This window comes from Oceanicaulis sp. MMSF_3324 (assembly GCF_030733545.1).
Classification (GTDB): Bacteria; Pseudomonadota; Alphaproteobacteria; order Caulobacterales; family Maricaulaceae; genus Oceanicaulis.
This window is the reverse complement of record NZ_JASHIU010000008.1, coordinates 1-23,405: the sequence shown is the minus strand read 5'-3', so window position 1 is coordinate 23,405 and position 23,405 is coordinate 1. Positions and strand designations below refer to the sequence as shown.

36 protein-coding genes are annotated in these 23,405 nt (G+C 62.0%); 6 read left to right on the top strand and 30 right to left on the bottom strand.

Translation table 11 applies throughout. The features are described 5' to 3' along the window. The first annotated feature begins 41 nt into the window (after positions 1-41). Both RBA95_RS09130 and RBA95_RS09125 read left to right on the top strand, forming a co-directional pair. Positions 42-1,400 (top strand): globin-coupled sensor protein, encoded by a 1,359-nt coding sequence (locus RBA95_RS09130; RefSeq protein WP_306016533.1) that lies wholly within the window; start codon positions 42-44, stop codon positions 1,398-1,400. Positions 1,401-1,508: 108 nt separating this feature from the next. Continuing rightward, positions 1,509-2,912: a globin-coupled sensor protein gene (locus RBA95_RS09125; protein ID WP_306016532.1), complete on the top strand. Its 1,404-nt coding sequence runs from the start codon at positions 1,509-1,511 to the stop codon at positions 2,910-2,912. On the opposite strand, the gene xseA is transcribed toward RBA95_RS09125, so the two are convergent. After that, a complete protein-coding gene (xseA, locus tag RBA95_RS09120) occupies positions 2,909-4,366 on the bottom strand; it encodes an exodeoxyribonuclease VII large subunit (protein ID WP_306016531.1) in 1,458 nt (485 codons plus the stop codon). The genes RBA95_RS09125 and xseA overlap by 4 nt on opposite strands. Before the next feature lie 130 nt (positions 4,367-4,496). On the opposite strand from xseA, the gene purD reads away from it, so the two are divergent. From purD to RBA95_RS09105, 3 genes are all read left to right on the top strand, one after another. Further along, positions 4,497-5,789 carry a phosphoribosylamine--glycine ligase gene (gene purD, locus RBA95_RS09115; protein WP_306016530.1) on the top strand — a complete coding sequence of 431 codons (1,293 nt, stop codon included), beginning with the start codon at positions 4,497-4,499 and terminating at the stop codon, positions 5,787-5,789. 5 nt (positions 5,790-5,794) lie between these two features. Continuing rightward, complete coding sequence (locus RBA95_RS09110) at positions 5,795-6,310, top strand: GNAT family N-acetyltransferase (RefSeq protein WP_306016529.1); 516 nt, start codon at positions 5,795-5,797, stop codon at positions 6,308-6,310. A 69-nt stretch (positions 6,311-6,379) separates the two neighbouring features. After that, entirely contained in the window at positions 6,380-6,775 is a 396-nt protein-coding gene (locus tag RBA95_RS09105; RefSeq protein WP_306016528.1) for a hypothetical protein, read from the top strand. On the opposite strand, the gene RBA95_RS09100 is transcribed toward RBA95_RS09105, so the two are convergent. Continuing rightward, the gene (locus RBA95_RS09100; RefSeq protein ID WP_306016527.1) at positions 6,772-8,160 is read right to left on the bottom strand and encodes a DegQ family serine endoprotease; all 1,389 of its coding nucleotides are present in this window, start codon (positions 8,158-8,160) and stop codon (positions 6,772-6,774) included. The two genes, RBA95_RS09105 and RBA95_RS09100, sit on opposite strands and share 4 nt — an antisense overlap. Before the next feature lie 161 nt (positions 8,161-8,321). On the opposite strand from RBA95_RS09100, the gene RBA95_RS09095 reads away from it, so the two are divergent. Continuing rightward, entirely contained in the window at positions 8,322-8,852 is a 531-nt protein-coding gene (locus RBA95_RS09095; protein ID WP_306016526.1) for a YkvA family protein, read from the top strand. Positions 8,853-8,911: 59 nt separating this feature from the next. Here RBA95_RS09095 and rplQ read toward each other — a convergent pair whose 3' ends face one another. The 28 genes from rplQ to RBA95_RS08955 form a co-directional block, all read right to left on the bottom strand. Next, positions 8,912-9,331, bottom strand: a complete 420-nt coding sequence (gene rplQ, locus RBA95_RS09090) for a 50S ribosomal protein L17 (RefSeq protein ID WP_306016525.1) — start codon at positions 9,329-9,331, stop codon at positions 8,912-8,914. A 47-nt stretch (positions 9,332-9,378) separates the two neighbouring features. Continuing rightward, entirely contained in the window at positions 9,379-10,398 is a 1,020-nt protein-coding gene (locus tag RBA95_RS09085) for a DNA-directed RNA polymerase subunit alpha (RefSeq protein WP_348764665.1), read from the bottom strand. A gap of 91 nt (positions 10,399-10,489) precedes the next feature. Then, positions 10,490-10,879: a 30S ribosomal protein S11 gene (gene rpsK / locus RBA95_RS09080; RefSeq protein WP_009801114.1), complete on the bottom strand. Its 390-nt coding sequence runs from the start codon at positions 10,877-10,879 to the stop codon at positions 10,490-10,492. Positions 10,880-10,891: 12 nt separating this feature from the next. Continuing rightward, complete coding sequence (rpsM, locus tag RBA95_RS09075) at positions 10,892-11,260, bottom strand: 30S ribosomal protein S13 (protein WP_009801115.1); 369 nt, start codon at positions 11,258-11,260, stop codon at positions 10,892-10,894. 192 nt (positions 11,261-11,452) lie between these two features. Continuing rightward, positions 11,453-12,016: an adenylate kinase gene (locus RBA95_RS09070; RefSeq protein WP_306016524.1), complete on the bottom strand. Its 564-nt coding sequence runs from the start codon at positions 12,014-12,016 to the stop codon at positions 11,453-11,455. Further along, positions 12,013-13,356: a preprotein translocase subunit SecY gene (secY, locus tag RBA95_RS09065; RefSeq protein ID WP_371933600.1), complete on the bottom strand. Its 1,344-nt coding sequence runs from the start codon at positions 13,354-13,356 to the stop codon at positions 12,013-12,015. Before secY ends, RBA95_RS09070 begins: the two co-directional genes overlap by 4 nt. Before the next feature lie 82 nt (positions 13,357-13,438). Continuing rightward, positions 13,439-13,921, bottom strand: a complete 483-nt coding sequence (gene rplO / locus RBA95_RS09060; RefSeq protein ID WP_306016523.1) for a 50S ribosomal protein L15 — start codon at positions 13,919-13,921, stop codon at positions 13,439-13,441. Between the two features lie 29 nt (positions 13,922-13,950). After that, positions 13,951-14,145 carry a 50S ribosomal protein L30 gene (gene rpmD / locus RBA95_RS09055; RefSeq protein WP_306016522.1) on the bottom strand — a complete coding sequence of 65 codons (195 nt, stop codon included), beginning with the start codon at positions 14,143-14,145 and terminating at the stop codon, positions 13,951-13,953. Between the two features lie 9 nt (positions 14,146-14,154). Then, the gene (gene rpsE, locus RBA95_RS09050) at positions 14,155-14,736 is read right to left on the bottom strand and encodes a 30S ribosomal protein S5 (RefSeq protein ID WP_009801120.1); all 582 of its coding nucleotides are present in this window, start codon (positions 14,734-14,736) and stop codon (positions 14,155-14,157) included. An 11-nt stretch (positions 14,737-14,747) separates the two neighbouring features. Continuing rightward, the gene (gene rplR, locus RBA95_RS09045; protein WP_306016521.1) at positions 14,748-15,101 is read right to left on the bottom strand and encodes a 50S ribosomal protein L18; all 354 of its coding nucleotides are present in this window, start codon (positions 15,099-15,101) and stop codon (positions 14,748-14,750) included. A gap of 11 nt (positions 15,102-15,112) precedes the next feature. Then, positions 15,113-15,646 (bottom strand): 50S ribosomal protein L6, encoded by a 534-nt coding sequence (gene rplF / locus RBA95_RS09040; protein WP_306016660.1) that lies wholly within the window; start codon positions 15,644-15,646, stop codon positions 15,113-15,115. A 19-nt stretch (positions 15,647-15,665) separates the two neighbouring features. Beyond that, a complete protein-coding gene (gene rpsH, locus RBA95_RS09035) occupies positions 15,666-16,064 on the bottom strand; it encodes a 30S ribosomal protein S8 (protein WP_306016520.1) in 399 nt (132 codons plus the stop codon). A gap of 11 nt (positions 16,065-16,075) precedes the next feature. Next, positions 16,076-16,381 (bottom strand): 30S ribosomal protein S14, encoded by a 306-nt coding sequence (gene rpsN, locus RBA95_RS09030; protein WP_022699730.1) that lies wholly within the window; start codon positions 16,379-16,381, stop codon positions 16,076-16,078. A gap of 51 nt (positions 16,382-16,432) precedes the next feature. Further along, the gene (gene rplE / locus RBA95_RS09025) at positions 16,433-16,993 is read right to left on the bottom strand and encodes a 50S ribosomal protein L5 (protein WP_306016519.1); all 561 of its coding nucleotides are present in this window, start codon (positions 16,991-16,993) and stop codon (positions 16,433-16,435) included. Further along, positions 16,986-17,300 (bottom strand): 50S ribosomal protein L24, encoded by a 315-nt coding sequence (rplX, locus tag RBA95_RS09020; protein WP_306016518.1) that lies wholly within the window; start codon positions 17,298-17,300, stop codon positions 16,986-16,988. Before rplX ends, rplE begins: the two co-directional genes overlap by 8 nt. A 2-nt stretch (positions 17,301-17,302) precedes the next feature. After that, a complete protein-coding gene (gene rplN / locus RBA95_RS09015; RefSeq protein ID WP_009801127.1) occupies positions 17,303-17,671 on the bottom strand; it encodes a 50S ribosomal protein L14 in 369 nt (122 codons plus the stop codon). A gap of 39 nt (positions 17,672-17,710) precedes the next feature. After that, the gene (rpsQ, locus tag RBA95_RS09010) at positions 17,711-17,947 is read right to left on the bottom strand and encodes a 30S ribosomal protein S17 (protein WP_306016517.1); all 237 of its coding nucleotides are present in this window, start codon (positions 17,945-17,947) and stop codon (positions 17,711-17,713) included. A gap of 14 nt (positions 17,948-17,961) precedes the next feature. Further along, on the bottom strand, positions 17,962-18,156 hold the full coding sequence (gene rpmC, locus RBA95_RS09005; RefSeq protein ID WP_107712992.1) for a 50S ribosomal protein L29: 195 nt from the start codon (positions 18,154-18,156) through the stop codon (positions 17,962-17,964). 12 nt (positions 18,157-18,168) lie between these two features. After that, the gene (rplP, locus tag RBA95_RS09000; protein ID WP_306016516.1) at positions 18,169-18,582 is read right to left on the bottom strand and encodes a 50S ribosomal protein L16; all 414 of its coding nucleotides are present in this window, start codon (positions 18,580-18,582) and stop codon (positions 18,169-18,171) included. A 21-nt stretch (positions 18,583-18,603) separates the two neighbouring features. Beyond that, complete coding sequence (rpsC, locus tag RBA95_RS08995) at positions 18,604-19,308, bottom strand: 30S ribosomal protein S3 (RefSeq protein ID WP_306016515.1); 705 nt, start codon at positions 19,306-19,308, stop codon at positions 18,604-18,606. Continuing rightward, positions 19,308-19,688, bottom strand: a complete 381-nt coding sequence (gene rplV, locus RBA95_RS08990) for a 50S ribosomal protein L22 (RefSeq protein WP_022699737.1) — start codon at positions 19,686-19,688, stop codon at positions 19,308-19,310. The genes rpsC and rplV overlap by 1 nt, the downstream gene beginning before the upstream one ends. Before the next feature lie 3 nt (positions 19,689-19,691). Next, the gene (rpsS, locus tag RBA95_RS08985; protein ID WP_306016514.1) at positions 19,692-19,970 is read right to left on the bottom strand and encodes a 30S ribosomal protein S19; all 279 of its coding nucleotides are present in this window, start codon (positions 19,968-19,970) and stop codon (positions 19,692-19,694) included. 14 nt (positions 19,971-19,984) lie between these two features. Beyond that, the gene (gene rplB / locus RBA95_RS08980) at positions 19,985-20,821 is read right to left on the bottom strand and encodes a 50S ribosomal protein L2 (protein ID WP_306016513.1); all 837 of its coding nucleotides are present in this window, start codon (positions 20,819-20,821) and stop codon (positions 19,985-19,987) included. A 21-nt stretch (positions 20,822-20,842) separates the two neighbouring features. Further along, positions 20,843-21,136, bottom strand: coding sequence for a 50S ribosomal protein L23 (locus RBA95_RS08975; protein WP_009801135.1), 294 nt, complete (start codon positions 21,134-21,136; stop codon positions 20,843-20,845). Between the two features lies 1 nt (position 21,137). Further along, complete coding sequence (rplD, locus tag RBA95_RS08970) at positions 21,138-21,776, bottom strand: 50S ribosomal protein L4 (protein ID WP_306016512.1); 639 nt, start codon at positions 21,774-21,776, stop codon at positions 21,138-21,140. Next, positions 21,776-22,516, bottom strand: coding sequence for a 50S ribosomal protein L3 (gene rplC / locus RBA95_RS08965; RefSeq protein ID WP_306016659.1), 741 nt, complete (start codon positions 22,514-22,516; stop codon positions 21,776-21,778). The genes rplD and rplC overlap by 1 nt, the downstream gene beginning before the upstream one ends. A 22-nt stretch (positions 22,517-22,538) precedes the next feature. Continuing rightward, complete coding sequence (gene rpsJ / locus RBA95_RS08960; protein ID WP_009801138.1) at positions 22,539-22,853, bottom strand: 30S ribosomal protein S10; 315 nt, start codon at positions 22,851-22,853, stop codon at positions 22,539-22,541. Positions 22,854-23,332: 479 nt separating this feature from the next. Then, the coding region (locus tag RBA95_RS08955; RefSeq protein ID WP_306016658.1) for a hypothetical protein at positions 23,333-23,405 on the bottom strand (73 nt) is incomplete at its 5' end.

Here is a 23,405-nt window from a genome sequence, read left to right as displayed (position 1 = left end):
ACGCAACTTCGCTGCGATTCACTCTCATCTCGCAGGTTACCATGACGTTCTCGATTGATTACCAAACGCGCATCGCTTTCATGAAAATCAAGGAGCAGGAACGCGAACTGCTTCGAGAACTCAAACCCGTGATCGCCCGGGAATTTCCGGCAACGCTGGATGATTTTTACGAGCATCTGAAGGGCTGGCCGGACATTTACGGCATGTTCGGTGGCGATGCCGGCGTCAAGCACGCGCGCGACCGTCAGCTCGAGCACTGGATGAAGATCGCTGACGCCAAGTTTGACGATGATTATACCCGGTCCGTCACCGCCATTGGCGATGCGCACGCCCGGCTGAAACTCCAGCCGCAATGGTATTTCGGCGCCTATAACTTCCTGATGATGGGCCTGATCGAAGCCGTGCTGAACGATCAGCGCAAGAAAGGCTCTCCGATCAACTGGAAGCGGCATTCGGAATCCGCGCGCAAACGCGTCTCGGTGCTTGTCAAAGCCGTCATGCTCGACATGGAACTGGTGCTCACGGTGATCTACGAACGCCAGAACCAGGAGCGCCTAGCTATCTTTGATGAGCTGGCCACTGAAATGGAAGGCCAGATCGGCGCCATCTCAGACACCCTCGCCAAGACCTCGACGACCCTTGCGGAAAGCGCCCGCACCATGGCGCGCGACGCTGAAATGTCATCCCAGCAAGCCTCCACCGTCGCCGCCGCAGCCGAGGAAGCCACGGCGACGGCGCAGAGTGTGGCCGGCGCCTCCTCTGAGCTGACCAAGGCCATTCAGGAAATCTCCGCCAGCGCCGGGGAAGCCGCGTCCGGGTCCTCCCAGGCGGCGCAACAGGCCGAACGCACCCGCGAAACCATGAATGTGCTGGATGAAGCGGCCCAGAAGATCGGTGAAATCATCACCCTGATCGAAGGGGTGGCCGAACAGACCAATCTGTTGGCGCTCAACGCCACCATCGAGGCCGCCCGCGCCGGCGATGCCGGCAAGGGCTTTGCGGTCGTGGCCAGCGAAGTGAAATCCCTGGCCGGTCAAACCGCCAAGGCGACCGATGAAATTTCACAGCAGATCAATAACATACAGACGGTTGTGAAAAGCGCGGTGGAAGCGATCGAAGACGTGGCCCGCTCGGTCGAGCGCGTCAATGGCGTCTCCACCTCCATCTCCGCCGCTGTCGAAGAACAGAACGCCGCCACCGCCGAGATCAGCCGGAACACCGAACAGACCGCCCAAAGCTCAGGCTCGGTGTCCCAGACCATTTCCGGCGTCCTGAACAGCGTTCAAAGCACGGCGAATTCGGCCAAGGGACTTGTCCAGTCTTCTGATGAACTCGGCCAGCAAGCGTCGAAACTGCGCAAGGATGTGGCGGAGTTCCTAGAGCGTTTAAGAGCCGCTTAAGCCCGCCCGCGTATGAAGAACGCCAATGAGAAACCATTGCTATATTGTTGTTTTTTATAACAATATTTCTGGTTTTTCGCGGCGCAACTGGTATCGGGTACTTCATATATGAATACGGCGGCAGACTCCTTTTCAGCAGATATCATCACAGCATCCGACCGCATCCGCTCGGAGTTGGCCTCCCGGCTGGACTTTCTGGACCTGACCCAGGCTGACAGGGACGCGCTACAGCGGCTGAAGCCCTTCATCGAAACAGTTCTGCCCGGCGTTCTGGACCAGTTCTACACCGATGTCCTGAAAACGCCCGCCACAGCCGCCTTCTTCCCCACCGACGCCATCCGCCAGCACGCCCAGGCCAAGCAGTTCGAGCACTGGATGCAGATTTGCAGCGCCCAGTTCGGGGATGACTACATCACCTCTGTCGCCCGTATCGGCATGACCCATGCCCGTCTGGAGCTTGAGCAACGTTGGTACTTCGCCGCGTATCAGAAGGTGATCAGCGGCGTGATCTGCGCTCTCAACCGTCTGCGCCTGAAGGAAGCGGGCCTGATGAAGCGCAAGCTCATCACCCAGCTTGACCAGGACATCGAGGCACTGACCAAGGCGGCGTTTCTGGACATGGATCTGTGCCTGAGCACGATTGAAGCGGATATGCGCCACCGCCGGACCATCGAACGCCGCCGTCTGGCGGAGGATTTCGAGCGTTCAGTCTCCACCATCGTGCAAACCGTGTCGGCTGCAGCATCAGAGCTTTCACAAACCGCACGCTCCATGTCCCAGACGGCGCACTCGGCTTCCTCCCGTTCCGAAACCGTCGCAGCTGCCGCCGAAGAAGCGAACGTCACCGCCCAGATGGTCGCCCAGTCGGCCGCCGAGCTGGATGGCGCCATCCGGATGATCGCCCAGAATGTGGCCCTGTCCTCTGAAACCGCCAGCGGCGCCCATGTCGAAGCGGAGCAGACCAGCGAGACCATGTCCCAGCTGAGCGCCGCCGCCGACACCATCGGCGAGATCATCTCCCTGATCGAAACGGTGGCGGACCAGACCAATCTGCTGGCGCTCAACGCCACCATCGAAGCCGCTCGCGCAGGTGAAGCCGGCAAGGGCTTTGCGGTCGTGGCCAGCGAGGTCAAGGCGCTCGCCAGTCAGACCGCCAAGGCGACTGAGCAGATCTCGCAGCAGATCTCACATATTCAAAGCGTCGTGGCGAAAGCGGTCACCGCCATCCAGTCGGTGACCCGATCCATTCACCAGGTCAACACGGTCAGCGTCACCATCTCGAGCGCTGTGGAAGAGCAAAGCGCCGCCACCGCAGAGATCAGCCGCACCACAGGCCAGACCGCCAAAAGCGCCGGCTCGGTGTCCGAGGAAATCCTGCTGGTCCAGTCCGGTGCGGAGGAAACCAGCACCGCGGCCCACACGGTGGTGCAGGCGTCGGATTCTCTGGGCCAGCTGGCGCATCAGCTCCAGGCTGACATGACGCAATTTCTAGACAAGCTGAACGCGGCCTAGAACAGGCTGCCCTGATCCGGATTAGAAGGACGCTTCTTCGCCTTCGGGGCCGACTTGGGCCGCGCGACGGGCTGAGCAGGCGCAGGTGGCGGCGTCCCCGCGTCTACGCCATCGATCACGGCCTGGCGCGTTGCATCATCAAAGACCAGGCTGACCGACTGTCCTGCCTGCAAGGCTGCGCCCTGACGCACCAGGGCGCCCGTGTCATCCTTCACCAGGGCAAAGCCCCGCTTGAGGACGGATTTGTGCGAGAGCGCTTCCAGGCGCGCGCCCAGCGAGGTCAGGGCCCGAGACTGGTCATTGAGCTCGCGCCGGAACGCCTGGTCCAGACGATTGCGCGATTGCTCGAAGCGATCGGTCTTGATCGCCAGATCCCGCCTGAGCGCTGTCGGCCGCATCTGAAGCGCAGCAGCCTGCAAACGGGTCTGCTTGCGTTCAAGCCCGGCCTGGGCGGCGCCATTGAGGCGACTGGCGATGAAATCGAGCTTCTGACCGTTCTCATTGAGCATGGCCCGGGGCGTCGGCAATCCGCGGGACGCGGATTTGAGATCCGCCGCCTTGCGATCGAGCCCGCGCACCAGCGCGCTCATCAAACGAGCCGACGTTGTGGAAATGCGCTCCACCAGCTCGCGGCGGACGGGCACCGCGATTTCCGCGGCGCCGGTCGGCGTGGGCGCGCGGCGGTCCGAAGCGTAATCGATCAGCGTCGTGTCGGTTTCATGCCCGACGGCCGAAATGAGCGGGATACGCGAAGCGGCGGCGGCGCGGACAACGCGCTCCTCATTGAAGCACCATAAATCCTCGATGGACCCGCCGCCGCGCGCCACGATCAACACATCGGGAACAGGCACGGCGCCGCCGGGCTCGAGAGCGTTGAAGCCTTCAATCGCATGCGCGACCTGGTCAGCCGCCTTGTCGCCCTGCACCAGCACCGGCCAAAGCAGCACATGGGTCGGGAAGCGGTCATCCAGCCGATGCAGAATATCCCGGATCACCGCGCCGGTCGGAGACGTCACCACCCCGATCACGCGGGGCAGGAACGGCAAGGCGCGCTTGCGATCGGGGGAGAACAGGCCTTCGGCGGCGAGCGCTTTCTTGCGTGCTTCCAGAAGCGCCATTAGGGCGCCCTCGCCAGCCGGCTCCATCCGCTCGATGATCATCTGATATTTCGACCGCCCGGGGAATGTCGACAGACGCCCCTCCGCGATCACCTCAAGCCCCTCTTCGGGCCGGAAATTGAGATGCGCCGCGACGCCCTTCCACATCACCCCGTCGATGACGGCCTTGTCGTCCTTCATGTCGAGATAGACATGGCCGGACTTGGCCACGGTCACCCGCCCCAGCTCGCCGCGGACGCGGACATGGTCATAGGCCTGCTCGACCGTGCGCTTGAGCGCATTGGAGAGCTCGGAAACCGTATATTCGGGGGTGTTGGAGGCGGTCGCATCAGTCATGATCTCACCCTAACCGCGGATTCGGATCGCGTGTACCGCTCTGGCGCCGTTGACCTGCGCGCCGGTCGGGGCCATTCACCTGCTGAAGACCACCAACACCCCACTCACCAGCAAGACGGCAAGGGCGGACATGAACATTCTCATCATCGGATCGGGCGGCCGCGAGCATGCCCTCGCCTGGAAGATCGCCCAGAGCCCGCTCGTGGACACCATCTGGTCCGCCCCCGGCAGCCCGGCGCTGGACCAGCTGGGTCCGTGTTTTGACGTTCTACCCGATGACATCGAGAAGATGGAGCAGCTGGTGCTTCAGATCGAGCCGGACCTGATCGTCATCGGTCCGGAAGTCCCGCTGGCGCTTGGCGCGGCGGACCGTCTGCGCGCGCGCGGGTTTGACGTGTTCGGCCCCAACAAGGAACCGGCCCAGCTTGAGGCCTCCAAGGGGTTCTCCAAGGATCTGATGGCCAAGCTCGGCGTGCCCACGGCCCGGTATGGACGCTTCACCGAAGCGGAGAGCGCCAAGGCGTTTCTGGATACCCTGCAGGCGCCCTTCGTGCTCAAGGCGGATGGCCTGGCGGCTGGCAAGGGGGTTGTCATCGCGCCCACGCTCGATGACGCCAAGGCGGAAGCTGAAGAAATGCTGTCGGGCAAGTTCGGCGACGCTTCGGCCGAGCTTGTCATTGAAGAGTTCATGCATGGCGAGGAAGCCAGCGTCTTCGTGCTCAGTGATGGTGTGAACCGGATCACCCTGCCCGCCTGTCAGGATCACAAGCGGCTGCTGGACAATGACGAAGGCCCCAATACGGGCGGCATGGGCGCCTATTGCCCGGCTCCGGTGATGACGCCCGAGTTGATGGCCGAAGTGGATGAGAAGATCGCCGCGCCCATGATCGACGGGCTGAACGAGGCCGGCCATCCTTACCAGGGCGTCCTGTATATCGGCCTGATGATCACCGCCGAGGGGCCCAAGGTCGTTGAATTCAATGTCCGGTTCGGCGATCCCGAATGCCAGGTGCTGATGGCGTCCATGCTGGACGACATCGTGCCGGCGCTGCTGGCCTGCGCCACGGGCGGCATGCCTGAACGGGACTTCCAGCAATTGCTGCCCACGATCGACCAGGCGCGCCCGGCGGCGACGGTCGTTCTGGCCACCGAAGGCTATCCCGGCGCCTACAAGAAGGGCTCGGTCATCAAGAATGTGAAGGCCGCCGGTGAGATCGACGGCGTCACCATCTTCCACGCCGGCACCGGAACGAATGAGGCCGGCGACCTGGTCGCCAATGGCGGCCGGGTGCTGAATGTGACGGCGGTGGGCGATGACCTCAAACAGGCCGTCGAGCGCTGCTACAAGGCCGTGGACGCGATTGACTGGCCTGAGGGCGTCCATCGTCGCGACATCGGCTGGCGCGCCCTCTCGCGCGATTAGAGCGCATGGCGGATCTTCAGATCACGGCCAGCCTGCCTGATGAGCACGAAGCGCTGGTCGCTCTGTATCCGGAGGCCTTTCCCGAAGAGGACCTCACCGCCCTCGTCCGCGCGCTTTTGGCCCATGGGGATGTCATGTCCCTGACGGCGCGCCTGGCCGGTCAGGTGGTCGGTCATGCGCTGTTGAGCCTGTGCGGGGTGTCCGGATCGGATCATCCCGTGGCTTTGCTCGGCCCGCTGTGCGTGGCGCCCCAGGCCCAGCATCAGGGTGTCGGGCGCCAACTGATAGAGACGGGCGCCGACCGGCTGGCTGAAGCGGAGATCCGCGCCATTCTGGTTCTGGGCGATCCTGAGTATTATGGCCGAATGGGTTTTGACGCCGTCAGCCCAGTCGAAGCGCCTTACCCGCTCAAACCTGAATGGGCCGAGGCCTGGCGAATGCGCACATTGCAGGTGCAGGGTCCGGCCGCAGGCGTGCTTGAGCCGCCCGCCCCCTGGCGACAGGCCGAGCTCTGGCGCTAGCGGAGCGCCCTTGCCCCGAGCGCCGGACGGTCTAACTTTAAGTTATACGCATATAACTTACGGATGATCATGCGTATAACCGAGTATGGCCATGGCAGAGTCCGGCTGGATCTGGACGAGGCGTTCACATCCCAGGATGCGCGCGCTTTCCTGAGGTTCCTGCACGCTTGCCCCTGTACTGATGATATTCGCTTGCTCGTTATCCCGGGAGCCTCCACATCCCGGCTCAGCGAGGCCGAGGCCATTGAATACGGTCGCACCCTGTCCGCCATCCTCAGCGGAGGCAGCGGCCGCATCGCTGTGGTCTATGATCCCGGTTCAGAGCGTCAGGAACTGGAATACACCCTGATCGACACTACGATCAGCCTGCACCATCGCCTGATCGCTCAATTCAGAGATGAGGACGAGGCCCGGTCCTGGCTGGACTGGGACCTCGTCATCGCAAATCGCTCTGGGTCGGACTAGAGCGACAGGTTGCGGGAGAACCGCTCGCCGCGACGCTCGATCTCCACAGGCCAGTCATTCGCCCCATCCTTCTCGCGCAGGATCCGGTTCAGATCGACCAGATTGTCCACGCGCTCATCCTGGACCGAGAGGATGCGATCGCCCGGCTGAAAGCCGAAATAGGCGGCGGCGGACCGTCGGGCGACCGACGACACCAGGACCCCGTCCATGAAGGGATCGATCCCGTTTTCTTCATTGAAGGCCGGACTCAGCTGGACCAGTTCCGCACCGTGCAGCGGATTTTCACCCGTGATCTCCATCCGCGCGCCCTCGATCGCGCCCGGCGCTGGCTCGGCATCCACACGCAACACCTGCTCTCGGCCATCTCGCAGCACGGTCAGCTCGGCGCTGTCGCCGATCATGCGTGTCGCGAACCGGAAGCGCGCGCCCACCTCGTCATTGACCTCGACGCCATCCACTGCGATCACGACATCGCCTTGCTCAAGCCCGGCGCGGTCTGCGGCGCCGCCTTCCCAGATATCGGCAACGATGGCGCCGCGCGGGCGCTCCAGCCCCAATGAGCTCGCCAGATCCTGAGTGACCGGCTGCAAGCGCGCGCCCAGCCAGGGTCGGATGATTTCACCATCCTCCAGAGCCGCATCCACGACCGTGCGCACCATTTCAGACGGAATCGCGAAGCCGATGCCGTTCGACCCGCCAGAGCGCGAGAAGATCGCCGTATTCACCCCGATCAGCTGGCCCTCCATATCCACGAGGGCGCCGCCGGAATTGCCGGGGTTCACTGCCGCATCGGTCTGAATGAAGAAGGCATAGTCGGAAATGCCGACATCCGTGCGCGCCAGCGCCGAGACGATCCCGCTGGTCACCGTCTGGCCCACGCCGAACGGATTGCCGATCGCGAGAACCAGATCGCCCACTTCGCTGTCGCCGATCTCATCAAATGGCAGAACCGGCAGCGGCTCCTCGGTATTGATCTTCAGAACCGCCAGATCGGTGCGCTCATCCGCCAGCAGCAATTCCGCCTCATATTCCCGGCGGTCAGACAGGACGACCCGCAAATCCTGAGCGCCCTGGACCACATGGTTGTTGGTGACGATCACACCGGTGGGATCCACGATGACGCCAGACCCCAGCGAGTTCACCTCACGCTCACGCACTTGCGGTCCGAAAAAGCGTTCAAAGAAGGGATCGCCTGCGAACGGCGTGCGTTGCGCAATGACACGGCGGGAATACACGTTCACCACGGCCGGCGCCGCCTGGCGCACCACCGGAGCGAAAGAGAGCTGAACCTGAGCCTGCGTATCGGGAACCACGCGCTCCTGAGCCGCTGCGGGGGCGACAAGGGCTGCACTGGTCAGCAGCGCGAGCGACAGGGATCGAAACATGGAGCCATCTCCTCAGGGTAAGCCTGCAAGTCTGTAAGCAATTGATAGGCCGATTTAGGATCACACAAGCGGCCTGAACAGAGGCTGAGCAATTACGGTTTCGCAAGATCGTCGCAGCGCTTGGTTTCAAACAGGGTATACTGCCCCAAGGGGGATGCATCATGCGCAACCGGATCGAGACTTTCATCTTCAGACGCGGCAAGGGTGACAAGGCCCTTGAGAATATCCAGTCGCGCGCCGAAAAGGCGTATGCGCCGCTCTACAAGGAGGGCCGCACCAAGGCGCTTGACCGGGCGGAAGAGCTGGCCAGGCAGCGGGTCGAGGAAGCGTCCACACGGACAGAGGCCGAATTCGAGCGCGATGAAGCCAAGGTGGAAGCCAATTTCTGGCCCAAAGTCCAGCGCGTCGCGCGTCAGATCCCCTTTCTGGAAGACCTCGTCGCCGCCTATTACGCCATGCGTGACCCGAACGCGCCTCTGAAGGTCCGGGCCGCCCTCGCCCTGGGATTGCTGTACTTCCTGTGGATCTTCGACATCATTCCCGACTTCCTCGGGCTGATCGGCTATGCCGATGACGGCACGGTGCTCACCACGATCATCCTGCAAGTTGGGGGCGCGATCACCGATGACCATCGGAGCAAGGCGCGCCAGGCGCTGGGACTGCCGCCCCTGCCCCCAGAGCAGCCGGACTGAGATACAAAAAAGCCCCGCTCAGATGAGCGGGGCTTTTCATGTTCGATGAGGTGAAGACCTTAGTCTTCAGCGCCCTCGACAGCCTCTTCACGCGCACGGTCGGCGGCGCCTTTGGCTTCGGGATCGCGGTCAACCAGCTCGATCACAGCCATCGGGGCGTTGTCGCCATGACGGAAGCCGGCTTTGAGAACGCGGGTGTAGCCACCCTGGCGGTCTTCATAGCGCGGGCCGAGGGTTTCAAACAGCTTGGCCACCTGATCCTTGTTGCGGATCTTGGAGATCGCCTGACGGCGAGCATGCAGATCACCGCGTTTGGCCAGGGTGATGAGCTTGTCCATGATCGGCTTGAGCTCTTTGGCCTTCGGCAGGGTGGTGACGATTTGTTCGTGCTCGATCAGCGATGCGGCCATGTTGGCGAACATGGCGCGACGGTGAGTCGAGGTGCGGTTAAGCTTGCGGTGGGCGACGCCATGACGCATCGGTTTTCTCCTTCAATCCCGGTTAGGGACGCCTCGCGGCGCGCCTCCTAGATTTGATCCTCATATTTCTTGGCGAGATCTTCGATGTTCTCCGGCGGCCAGTTCGGCGCGTCCATGCCCAGATGCAGACCCATCTGTGCGAGAACTTCCTTGATCTCGTTGAGCGATTTGCGACCGAAGTTCGGGGTGCGGAGCATTTCCGCCTCGGACTTCTGAATGAGGTCGCCGATATAGACGATGTTGTCGTTCTTCAGGCAGTTCGCCGAACGCACAGACAGTTCCAGCTCGTCGACTTTTTTGAGCAGGGCCGGGTTGAAGTCCAGCTCCGGCTTGTCGTCCTCGGCCGCACGGGCTTCGGAGGGCTCTTCGAAGTTCACGAAGATCTGGAACTGGTCCTGCAGGATGCGAGCCGCATAGGCCACTGCGTCCTCTGGGGTCACAGCACCGTTGGTTTCGACTTCCAGGATCAGCTTGTCATAGTCCAGCACCTGGCCTTCACGGGTGTTTTCCACGCGATAGGCGACGCGCTTGACCGGGCTGTAGAGCGCGTCCACGCCGATGAGGCCGATCGGGGCGTCTTCTGGGCGGTTGCGGTCAGCCGGGACATAGCCCTTGCCGGTGTTCACGGTCAGGACCATGCGCACATCCGCATCCTCGTCGAGGGTGCAGATGACGTGATCCTTGTTGATGATCTCGACGTCAGCGGTCTCTTCGATGTCGCCGGCGGTCACTTCGCCCGGGCCCTGCTTTTTCAAGGTCAGGCGCTTGGGACCTTCGCCGTGCATGCGCAGAGCGACCTGCTTGAGGTTCAGGATGATGTCGGTGACATCTTCCCGCACGCCCTTGATGGACGAAAACTCGTGCAGAACGGAATCAATCTGCACCGCCGTGATCGACGCGCCCTGCAGAGAGGACAGCAGAATGCGGCGCAGCGCATTGCCCAGCGTCATGCCGAAGCCGCGCTCGAGCGGCTCAGCAATGATCTTGGCTTGGCGCACCGGATCAAAGCCAGGTTGGATTTCCGGCTTCATCGGGCGGATCAGTTCCTGCCAGTTCTTTTCAATCACGGACATCACCCCTTCAGGCGTGCGGCGCGACAGCCAGAAGGCTGCGCGCCGGACCAAAGTCGTCAATCAGCGCCTCAAACGCTGAAAGAATTTAGACGCGGCGGCGCTTCGGCGGGCGGCAGCCATTGTGCGGAATCGAGGTCACGTCGTGGATCGTCGTGATGGTGAAACCGACAGACTGCAGCGCACGAAGTGCGGACTCACGCCCCGAACCCGGGCCGGAGACCTTGACTTCAAGCGTCTTGACGCCGTGCTCTTGCGCCTTGCGGCCTGCATCTTCAGCAGCCACCTGCGCAGCATACGGCGTGGATTTACGCGAGCCCTTGAACCCCATGGCGCCAGCCGACGACCAGGAAATCGCGTTCCCCTGGGCATCGGTGATGGTGATCATGGTGTTGTTGAAGCTGGCGTTCACGTGCGCGACGCCAGCCGTGATATTCTTGCGCTCGCGGCGGCGGACGCGGGACGGTTCTTTTGCCATTACCCTCGTTCCTTACTTCTTCTTGCCGGCGATCGGCTTGGCCGGGCCTTTACGGGTGCGCGCATTGGTGTGCGTGCGCTGACCGCGGACCGGAAGGCCGCGACGGTGACGCAGACCACGATAGCAGCCCAGATCCATCAGACGCTTCACGTTCACCGCGACTTCACGGCGAAGATCGCCTTCCACGGTGTAACCCGCGTCGATAGCTTCACGGATCTGCAGAATTTCAGCGTCGGTGAGCTGGCTCACACGCTTCTCGGCGGGAATACCCACCTTTTCACAAATTTCCGCCGCCATAGCCGGGCCGATGCCGTGGATATAGCGCAGCGCGATCGTGACGCGCTTGTTAGTCGGAATGTTGACGCCGGCGATACGTGCCACGACGCTCTCCTTGTCTCATCAGCCTTCGCAGCAGAAGACGCTGAAAGAGCGCAACCGATTTGGCGGCGCTTATCTCAACGTCTGCCCCTGCGAGCGAAGGGCGCTTATTATAGGCGCTCACCTGTCGCGTCAACCGCGATGGGAAGCCACCCGTCCTGTTTTTCCAGACCAGACTGATCTGGAAGCTGCTCTTTATTGGTCGAGTGCAGCTGCAATGCGTGCAGCAACCTCGTCCATCTCACCCATGCCGTCCACGTCAAACAGTTTGCCCTGCCCCTCGTAATAGGGAATCAGCGGCGCGGTCTGGGCGTTGTAATTCTCGAGCCGAACCTTGAACGCCTCGACGGTGTCATCGGCGCGGCCTTCCTGGGCGGCGCGCTTTTCCATACGCGTCACCAGCTCGTCCTGGTCAACCACGAGCCGCACGACCTTGTCGATCTGCGAGCCGCGTGAGGCCAGAAGTTCGTCCAGCGCTTGGGCCTGGGCCACGGTGCGCGGGAAACCGTCGAATATGGCGCCGCCGGCGATTTCAGCCTCCGGCAGGCGTTCCTCGATCAGGGCGATGACGATCTCGTCGGAAACCAGATCGCCACGGTCCATGATGTCCTTGACCTTGCGGCCGAGTTCATTGCCGGCCGCAATCGCGGCGCGGAGCATGTCGCCAGTGGACAGCTGAAGCCATCCATAGTCCGCAACAAGACGCTTGGCTTGGGTGCCCTTCCCCGCCCCCGGCGGGCCGAACATGACCAGGTTCATCGCTTGCGCCCCTTCAGTTTGGTCTTCTTGATCAGGCCTTCATACTGGTGGGCCAGCAGATGGGACTGGATCTGACCAACCGTATCGAGCGTCACCGACACCACGATCAGCAGCGAGGTGCCGCCAATGTAGAACGGGATGCCCGAAACTTGCGCCTTCAGGAACTCGGGGAGAACACAGACCAAAGTCAGATACGCAGCGCCGATAACGGTCAGTCGCGTGAGCACATAGTCCAGGTACTCGGCCGTACGCTTGCCAGGACGGATGCCCGGCAGGAAACCGCCATACTTCTTCAGATTGTCCGCGGTTTCTTCCGGATTGAAGACAAGGGACGTGTAGAAGAAGGTGAAGAAGATGATCATGGCCGCGTAGAAGGCCAGAAACAGCGGCTGCCCCGGGCCAAGCATGGCCACGATATTGCCCAGCCACTCGGGCCCTGCCTGAGAGAAGCCCTGAATGGTGGCCGGCAGCAGCAGCAGTGACGAGGCGAAGATCGCCGGGATCACGCCCGCCGTGTTCAGCTTGAGCGGTAGGAAGCTTGATTCACCGCCCATCATGCGGTTGCCCACCTGACGCTTGGGATACTGGATCAGCAGACGACGCTGGCTGCGTTCCATGAAGACCACGAAGGCCAGCACGACGATGATCCCGACCAGCATGGCGATGATCACGGGACCGGCAATGCTGCCCGAGGCGCCCGCCTGCAGCGCATTGACGAGCGCGCGCGGAAGCTCGGCCACAATGCCGGCAAAGATGATCAGGGATACGCCATTGCCCACGCCGCGGGCGGTGATCTGCTCACCCAGCCACAGCAGAAACATGGTGCCGCCCACAAGCGTGGTGACAGTCGTGATCAGGAAGAACGGTCCCGGATTGATGGCGATGGATGCCCCGTCAGTAACCGTCTGCATGCCGATGGCGATGGCGAACGCCTGGGCGCCGGCCAGAACCACGGTCAGATACCGGGTGTACTGGTTGATCTGTTTGCGACCTTGCTCGCCGCCATCTTTCTTCAGGCGCTCAAGAGACGGGATCGTCGCCGCCATGAGCTGCATGATGATGGAAGCCGAGATGTAGGGCATCACATTCAGCGCGAAGATCGCCATACGCTCAACGGCGCCGCCGGACATCATATTGAACATGCCCAGCACGCCCTGGCTTTGCTGCTCGAAGGCAAGCGCAAATTGCGAAGGGTCGATGCCCGGCACAGGCACGAAGGTGCCAATACGATAAATGACCAGGACCAGGAGCGTGAACAGAATGCGCTTCTGCAGCTCCTTCGCTTGGGCGAACGCCCCGAAATTCATGTTCTGGGCGAGCTGTTCAGCGGCTGACGCCATATCGGTCGGATGCTCCCTGAGAAAGCCCTCAAAGCGCGGAGGGACCGCTTCCAGTTAGGAAGCGGTCCATCTCAACGCTAGCTTATTCGGACTGATCGTTGGTGGATTTGGCGAGGACGGTGACTTTACCGCCTGCTTTTTCCACTGCTTCGATCGCCGGCTTGGAGCCGCCGGCCACCGTCAGCTCAAGTTTCGCTTTCAGCTCACCGCCGCCAATCACGCGCACGCCGTCCTTGGCGCGGCGTATGACGCCAGCCTTGATGAGGGCGTCAGCATCGACCGGCGCTTTCGCGTCGAGCTTGCCAGCGTCCACAGCGGCTTGCAGTCGGGCCAGGGTCACTTCAGCGAAAGCCAGGCGGTTCGGCTTGTTAAAGCCGCGCTTGGGCAGACGTTGATAGAGCGGCATTTGACCGCCCTCAAAGCCCTTGATGGCGACACCCGAGCGAGACTTCTGGCCTTTAACGCCGCGTCCGCCGGTTTTGCCCTTGCCAGAGCCGATGCCACGGCCGACACGCATACGCGACTTCGTCGCGCCGTCGTTATCGCGCAGTTCATTCAAGCGCATCGTTTGTCTCCTTGGTGAGAGGACGCGGATTAACCGCGCTCCTCCACGATCTCAACCATGTGGGCGACCTTGCGGATCATGCCCCGCACGGACGGGGTGTCCTCAAGCTCGCGCTCGCGGCCGATACGGCCGAGGCCCAGACCCTTCAGGGTTGCGCCTTGGTCCTTCGGACGACGGATGGGGCTACCGGTTTGGCGCACCACCAGGGTTTTCATGTCAGCCATGCGTCCCTCCTAGGATTCGATGGCTTCCGGCGAGCTGGCGCCATCTTGGCGACGCTCGACCAGATCCGCGACCTTGATGCCACGCTTGGCGGCCACGGTGCGCGGGCTGTTCTGGGCCTTCAGAGCCTCGAACGTGGCGCGAACCATGTTGTACGGGTTGGACGAACCGGTCGATTTCGCGACCACGTCCTGAACGCCGAGCGATTCCAGCACCGCACGCATCGGACCGCCGGCGATAACACCGGTGCCCGGAGGTGCGGAACGCAGGATCACCTTGCCGGCGCCCCAACGGCCTTTTGCATCATGGTGCAGGGTGCGGCCTTCACGCAGCGGCACGCGCACCATCATCTTCTTGGCTTCTTCGGTCGCCTTGCGGATGGCTTCCGGCACTTCACGCGCCTTGCCCTGTCCGAAGCCGACACGGCCCTTCTGATCGCCGACCACCGCGAGTGCGGCGAACTGGAAGTTCCGGCCGCCTTTCACGGTTTTGGCGACACGGTTGATCTGGACCAGCTTGTCGACCAGTTCCGGTTCGGCGTTGTCGTCGTCCCGGCGGCGGCGATCGCGGCCGCGATTGTCTTCTCGTGCCATGCGTTCGCTCCTTAGAAGTTCAGACCGCCCTCGCGAGCGGCGTCAGCGAGCGCTTTCACACGCCCGTGGAAGATGTAACCGCCGCGGTCGAACACCACTTCGGTCAAACCTTTTTCCTTCGCCCGTTCGGCGACGCGCTTGCCAACCTCGGCAGCGGCCTCGACGCCGCTGGTCGTGATCTTGTTGTCTTTCTCCATGGTGGAGGCCGACACCAGGGTCACGCCGTTCGCATCGTCGATGATCTGGGCGTAGATGTTCTTGGACGAACGGAAGACCGACAGTCGCGGACGGCCGTTGCCCATTTTGCGGAGCCGGGTGCGCGTGCGCTGAGCGCGGCGCCGCATGGTTTCTGCAGCATTTTTCATCGCCTGGCCCCTTACTTCTTCTTGCCTTCCTTACGGCGGACATATTCGTTCGAATACTTCACGCCTTTGCCTTTGTAAGGCTCCGGCGGACGGAATTCACGAATTTCCGCCGCGGTCTGACCCACGGTCTGAGCATCGGGACCTTCAATGGAGATCTCGGTCGGCTTCGGCGTTGCGATCTTCACGCCCGCACGCGGGGTGTAGACAACGTCATGGGAGAAACCGAGCGACAGCTTGAGGTCCGTGCCCTGCATTTGTGCGCGATAACCGACACCGATCAGCTCGAGGTCTTTCTTGAAGCCCTCGGTCACGCCGTGCACCATGTTTTTGATGCGGGCGCGTGCGGTGCCATACATGGCTTTCGCAAATTTGGAATTTTCAGCCATTTCGACCGAGATGGCGTTGTCCTCTTGCTTGAGGCGCACGCATGCGGGCGCTTCGAAGCTGAGTTCGCCTTTCGGACCTTTGACCGACACCTGTGTCCCGGTGACGTTGGCCGTCACACCGTTGGGGATTTCGACAGGCAGTTTGCCTAGACGCGACATAGTTCTGGCCTCCCTGTCTCTAGCTGACGTGGCAAAGGATTTCGCCGCCGACATTGTTGGAGCGCGCGGCTGCGTCGCTCATAACGCCTTGCGGGGTCGAAATGATGGCGATGCCCAGGCCGTTCATGACGAGCGGCAGATCGCGCACCTTGCGGTATTCGCGACGGCCCGGCTTGGACACGCGTTTGATGTCGGAGATCACCGGCTGGCCTTCATGGTACTTCAGTTCGATCTCGAACTGCTTGAAGCCCTTGGCGTCGGTGGTCTCGGTGTAACCGCGGATGAAGCCCTCTTCCAGAAGCACTTCGAGCACGCGGCCGCGAAGCTTGGAGGACGGGGTCACCACGTTGTTCCGCTTGCGCATCAGCGCGTTGCGGATACGGGTCAGCATATCGCCGAGAGGATCGTTCACGGACATCTAAATCCCTCCTACCAGCTCGACTTGACCATGCCCGGGATCAACCCGTGGCTGGCCAGCTGACGCAGCGCAATACGCGACATCTTCAGCTTGCGGTAATACGCGCGCGGGCGACCGGTCACCTGGCATCGGTTACGGATGCGGGTCGGCGCCGAGTTGCGCGGCAGCGAGGCCAGTTTCAGTTGCGCAGCAAAGCGCTCTTCAACCGGCTTGTCCGTGTCGCGTGCGATCGCTTTCAATGCTTCACGCTTGGCGGCGAAACGCTGAGCCAGGCGTTGGCGCTTGAGATTGCGTTCGACTGCACTCTTCTTAGCCATTCAGTTTTCTCCTCGCGTGCGAGACCCTCACGGTCCCGCTCTCCTGCTGCGTTAGTTCGAGAACGGAAAGTCGAACTCGGCCAGCAGGGCCTTCGCTTCTTCGTTGGTGCGGGCCGTGGTGCAGACGACGATGTCCATACCGCGGATCTTCTCAACCTTGTCGTAGTCGATCTCGGGGAACACGATGTGCTCTTTAAGGCCCATCGCATAGTTGCCCCGGCCATCGAAGCTCTTGCCGTTCAGACCGCGGAAGTCGCGGACGCGCGGCAGAGCAATGGTCACCAGGCGATCAAGGAATTCGAACATACGATCCTTGCGCAGGGTCACCTTGGCGCCGATCACCTGTTCCTCGCGCAGCTTGAAGCCGGCGATGGATTTCTTGGCGACAGTGCCAACCGGCTTCTGGCCGGAGATGGCTTCCAGATCAGCAAGCGCGCCGCGGATTTTCTTGGAATCCTGAGCCGCTTCGCCAACGCCCATGTTGATCACGACCTTGTCCAGGCGCGGGATCATCATCTCGTTCGCATAACCGAACTTTTCCTTCAGACGCGCGCGGATTTCCTCGCGGTATTTCGTCTTCAGGCGCGGTTCGTATTCAGCAACGTCAGCCATCGATCACCTCACCGGATTTCTTGGCCACGCGCACTTTCTTGCCGTCTTCGACCTTGAAGCCCACACGGGTGGCTTCGCCGGTTTTCGGATCGGCCAGAGCCACGTTGGAGACGTGGATGGACGCGTTTTTCTCAACAATACCGCCCGGGGTCGTCTGGGACGGACGCTGGTGGCGCTTGACCACGTTCACGCCCGAAACCACCACGCGATCTTCCTTGGGAAGAACCTGGGTGACCTCGCCGGTCTTACCTTTGTCGCGACCGGTCAGAACGATGACCTTGTCGCCCTTTTTGATCTTCGCAGCCATGGTTACAGGACCTCCGGCGCGAGCGAGACGATCTTCATGTGGTTCTTGGCGCGCAGTTCACGGGGAACCGGGCCAAAGATCCGGGTGCCGACCGGCTCGTTGTTGTTGTTCAGGATAACAGCCGCGTTGCCGTCGAAACGGATGACGCTGCCGTCGCGACGCTTGATGTCGCGAGCGGTGCGCACGACGACGGCCTTACGAACGTCGCCCTTCTTAACGCGGCCTTTGGGCGTGGCTTCCTTGACCGAGACGACAATGATGTCGCCGACGCCGGCGTAGCGGCGCTTGGCGCCGCCCAGCACTTTGATGCACTGCACGCGGCGGGCCCCGGAATTGTCGGCCACGTCCAGATTGGTTTGCATCTGGATCATCGCGATCCTCCGTTATCAGTGGATCATCCACGAACCGGCTTACGCCTGCTCGGAGACGACCTCCCACCGCTTCAGCTTCGATTTCGGAGAGCATTCCTGGATTTGGACACGCTCGCCAACTTTGATCGCGCCCGACTCGTCGTGGGCGTGATATTTCTTCGTACGGCGCACAGTTTTGCGCAGCAGGGGGTGCAGGAAGGTGCGCTCAACACGCACGATCACGGTTTTAGCCTGCTTGTCGCTCACCACGACGCCTTGAAGGATGCGCTTCGGCATGGACCCAAGCCCCCTTAATTTTCAAGCGCGCGGCGGCGCTGATCCGTTTTGACCCGGGCGATGTCCCGGCGGATCTGCTTAAAGCGCGCAGTGTTTTCCAGCTGGCCGGTGGCCTGTTGGAAACGCAGGTTGAACTGTTCTTTTTTCAGCTTGAGGAGTTCGTCCTGAAGCTGATCGTCGCTGAATGCGCGGACGTCTTCGGCTTTCATTCTTCCCTCCTCTTACTCACCCGGACGGGTGACGACCTTGGTTTTGATCGGCAGCTTGGCGGCGCCCAGGCGCAGCGCTTCGCGTGCCACATCATCCGGAACACCGTCGATCTCGAAGATGATCCGGCCCGGCTTGACTTTGGCCACCCAGTATTCCGGCGAGCCCTTACCTTTACCCATCCGGACTTCGGTCGGCTTCTTGGACACCGGCAGATCCGGGAACACCCGGATCCACACGCGACCGGCCCGTTTCATGTGACGGGTAATCGCACGACGGGTCGCCTCGATCTGGCGGGCGGTGATCCGCTCAGGCTCGACCGCTTTCAGGCCATAGGAGCCAAAGTTCAGCGTAAAGCCGCCTTTGGCCTGACCGTGGATGCGGCCTTTGTGCGCCTTGCGGAATTTGGTGCGCTTCGGCTGAAGCATGATGCTACTCCCTCGTTCCGCTTACGCTGCCTGACGGCCAGAGCGGGTGCGCTGCTCGCCAGAGTCGAGCATGCGACGCTCTTGCGCCATCGGGTCATGTTCCAGGATCTCGCCTTTGTAGATCCAGACCTTGATGCCAATGATGCCCATCGCGGTCTTGGCTTCAGCGAAACCATAGTCGATGTCCGCACGCAGGGTGTGCAGCGGAACCGAACCTTCCGAATACTTCTCGACGCGTGCGATCTCTGCGCCGCCCAGACGGCCGCCGCACATGATCTTGCAGCCCAGGGCGCCCATGCGCATGGCGGTCTGCAGCGAGCGCTTCATGGCGCGGCGGAACGCCACGCGACGCTCGAGCTGCTGAGCCACGCTCTCGGCGACCAGGGTCGCGTCGACTTCCGGCTTGCGCACTTCGACGAGGTTCAGGAACACTTCGCCCTCAACCATCTTCGAGACCTTGCGGCGCAGCTTTTCGATGTCCGCACCCTTCTTGCCGATCACGACACCCGGACGCGCCGTGTGAATGGTGATGCGGCATTTCTTGTGCGGGCGCTCGATGATGATGCGCGACACGGACGCGTTCTTGAGTTCCTTTTTCAGGTACTCGCGAATGCGCAGGTCTTCGTGCAGCAGGTCGGCGTACTCTTCGCCCTTGGCGAACCAACGCGATTCCCAGGTGCGGTTGATGCCGACGCGCAGGCCGATCGGATTAACCTTCTGACCCATTAGGCGGCCTCCTCAACTTCACGCACGACGATCGTCAGCTCAGAAAACGGCTTCAGGATCTTGGCGCCGCGACCACGCGCACGGGCGCGGAAGCGTTTCATGACCAGGTTTTTGCCCACATAGGCCTCGGAAACGACCAGGGAGTCGATGTCCAGACCGTGGTTGTTTTCCGCGTTGGCGATGGCGCTCTCGAGCACCTTCTTGACGTCGGCGGAATGGCGCTTGCGCGAGAATTCCAGGTCAGCCAGAGCACGCTCGACCTTTTTGCCCCGGATAAGCTGGGCAATGAGGTTGAGCTTCTGCGGGCTGATACGGAGCATCCGCAGCTTTGCGCGCGCTTCGTTATCCGCGACGCGGCGGGGATTTGCAGCCTTGCCCATCGCTTACTTCCTCTTGGCTTTCTTGTCCGCCGCGTGGCCGTAATAGGTCCGGGTCGGAGCGAATTCGCCCAACTTGTGACCGACCATCTCTTCGGAGACGAGAACCGGAATGAACTTGTTGCCGTTGTGGACCTGGAAGGTCAGACCCACAAACTGCGGCATGATCGTCGAGCGGCGCGACCAGGTTTTGATCGCATGCTTGCGGCCGCCGTCATGAGCAGCTTCGGCTTTCTTCAGGAGGTATCCGTCGACAAACGGACCTTTCCAGACAGAACGAGGCATGGCGCAGCCGTCCCTTAGCGTTTCTTGCGCTCGTGGCGCGAGCGAATGATGAATTTGTCAGTGGCTTTGTTCGACCGGGTCTTGCGGCCCTTGGTCGGCTTGCCCCACGGGGTGACCGGGTGACGACCGCCCGAGGTGCGGCCTTCACCACCACCATGCGGGTGATCCACCGGGTTCATGGCCACGCCGCGAACCGCCGGGCGCTTGCCCATGTGACGCTTGCGACCAGCTTTACCCAGGTTCGTGTTCAGGTGGTCTGCGTTGGAAACCGCGCCAACGGTCGCCATGCAGTCCTGGTGCACCATACGCAGCTCGCCAGACATCAGGCGAACCTGAGCGTAACCGGCGTCGCGGCCCACCAGCTGAGCGTAAGCGCCGGCGGAACGGGCGATCTGCCCACCCTTGAGCGGCTTGAGCTCAACATTATGGATGATGGTGCCGACCGGCATCGCCTTGAGCGGCATGGCGTTGCCCGGCTTAACGTCCACGCGCTCACCTGCGACGACGGTGTCGCCAGCAGACAGACGCTGCGGAGCCAGGATATAGGCCAGCTCGCCGTCTTCGTACTTAACAAGTGCGATGAAAGCGGTGCGGTTCGGGTCGTATTCCAGACGCTCAACAGTCGCCGGCACGTCAAACTTGCGACGTTTGAAGTCGATGACGCGGTACAGCTTCTTGGCGCCGCCGCCGCGACGACGAGACGTCACGCGGCCGGTATTGTTGCGACCGCCGGATTTGGTCAGACCTTCAACGAGGGTCTTTTCCGGACGACCGGAGTGCAGCTCGGACTTGTCCACCAGCACGAGAGCGCGGCGGCCAGGCGAGGTCGGCTTGAAAGTCTTCAGAGCCATGGGTCTCTCTCCTCTGCGCGCTTACAGGCCGGTGCTGACGTCGATGGAGTGGCCCTCTTCCAGGGTCACAACCGCCTTTTTGACGTCATCACGTTTGCCCGCAATGCCGCGGAAACGTTTGGTTTTGCCTTTTTGAACGATGGTGTTCACGGCCTTCACTTTGACCTTGAACAGCTCTTCGATCGCTTCGGCGATGTCTTTCTTGTTCGCAGACAGCGGCACGCGGAAGACGACCTTGTTCTCTTCAGAGAGAATGGTCGCCTTCTCGGTGATCACCGGCGACAGAATGGTGTCGTAATGGCGAGCAGCGGGCATGTTACGCAGCCTCCTGCGGCGCAAGCCGCTCGTTGATCTTCTCGACAGCCGCCTTGGTCAGGACCAGCACGTCACGACGCAGCACGTCGTAAACGTTCAGGCCTTGCGCCGGCAGAACGTCGATCAGCGGGATGTTGCGGGCGGCGCGGGCGAAGTTCTCGTCCAGCGTATCGCCATCAATGATCAGCGCGTTCGACCAGCCCAGCTTGGAGAACTTCTCGGTCAGGGCCTTGGTCTTGGCTTCATCAAGACGCGCCTCGTCCAGGATCACCAGCTGCTTGGCGCCGGCTTTGGTGGACAGGGCGTGCTTGAGCGCCAGGGCGCGCACTTTCTTCGGCAGCTCGGTCGCGTGGGAGCGAACGCGCGGGCCATGGGCCACGCCGCCGCCCACGAAGATCGGGGCGTTGCGCGAACCGTGACGGGCGCCACCGCCGCCTTTCTGGCGACCAAACTTTTTCTTGGTGCGGGCAATCTCACCGCGCTCTTTCGTCCGGTGGGTGCCGGCCTGACGGCGCGACAGCTGCCACTTGACGGCGCGCTGGAGGATGTCCGCGCGGACCTCTTCAATGCCGAACACGGCATCGGAGAGATCAATCGAGCCGGCCTTGCCGGCGTCGAGCGTCACAACATCGAGTTTCATCAGTTAGCCCCTTCGTCCTGGGCTTCTTGAGCCTCAGCCGGAGCCTCGGCCGGAGCCGGTTCGGCTTTTTCGATCAGCTTGGCCGGGTACGGCAGGTCCGAAGCGCCAACGCCCTTGACGGCGTCGCGGATCTCGACCCAGCCCTCATTGGAGCCCGGCACGGCGCCCTTTACGAGCACAAGGCCGCGCTCGGCGTCGACGCGCACGATCTCAAGGCTCTGAACGGTGACCCGCTCGGCGCCCAGATGACCGGCCATCTTCTTGCCCTTGAAGACCTTGCCCGGGTCCTGACACTGACCGGTCGAACCGTGGGAACGGTGAGAGATCGACACGCCGTGCGAGGCGCGCAGACCACCAAAGTTCCAACGCTTCATGCCGCCAGCAAAACCCTTACCGATCGAGGTGCCGGACACGTCCACTTTCTGACCGACCACAAAGTGCTCGGCGGAAAGCTCAGCGCCCGCTTCGATCAGTGCGTCTTCCGGCACGCGGAATTCAACCAGCTTGCGCTTGGGCTCCACAGAAGCCTTTGCGAAGTGGCCGCGCAGCGCCTTGGAGGTGCGCTTGGCCTTGGCCTTGCCCGCGCCCAGCTGGACCGCGGTGTAGCCATCGGTTTCGGAGGTGCGCTGTGCGACCACCTGGAGCCCGTCCAGGGACAGCACGGTCACCGGCACATGATCGCCATCTTCGGTGAAGATGCGGGTCATGCCCAGCTTCTTGGCCAGAAGGCCCGTGCGCATGGATGCAGCCTGCTTCATGGCCTTACGCTCCCAGCTTGATCTCGACGTCCACGCCAGCAGACAGGTCGAGCTTCATGAGCGCGTCCACGGTCTGAGGAGTGGGGTCTACGATGTCCAGCATCCGCTTGTGCGTGCGGATTTCGAACTGCTCGCGCGACTTTTTGTCGACGTGCGGACCGCGCAGAACAGTGAATTTCTCCAGCCGCGTCGGCAGCGGAATCGGTCCACGCACGTTCGCGCCGGTGCGCTTTGCGGTAGAAACGATCTCACGCGCCGAAGTGTCGAGCACGCGGTGGTCGAACGCCTTCAGGCGGATTCTGATGTTTTGTTGCGCCATCGGTCCGGTCCCAACATGCACAAGAGCCGCGCAAAGGGAACGATCGCCCCGGCAGCTCTTGCAATCCAAATTTTTTCGCTTCGAAGAACTGCGTTTGCCTGTCGGCACTGCCAGCTCATCAGAGGGACCGTGCAATACGCGCTCCGCCCCTCCCCGTCAACACCCTGCCACAAGATTCACCACCACTTCGGCAGTTTAAACTCTTCGCCAGGTGCGCATCGCGCATAGACGGGGAATTGATCGCCCTGTCGGGCTGTCAAAGAGCTTAAACGACGCCTCGGCGTCTGGCGCGACGAGTGACTCGGCGCTGACAAGGTCTGTGTACCTGTTCGCCCGCGGTTAAACAACAGATCTCAGCAGATCAATCTGCGTCTCGGGGAACGCTCACCCGCAAGCCAACAGAATCACCGCGCACGAAAAAGCCCCGGAGCGAGGCTCCGGGGCTAATTCTGGCGATTGCCGTCGAGTGAAGCGAACGCTTACTCGGTGATCTTGGACACAACGCCCGCGCCGACGGTCCGGCCGCCTTCACGGATGGCGAAGCGCAGCTTC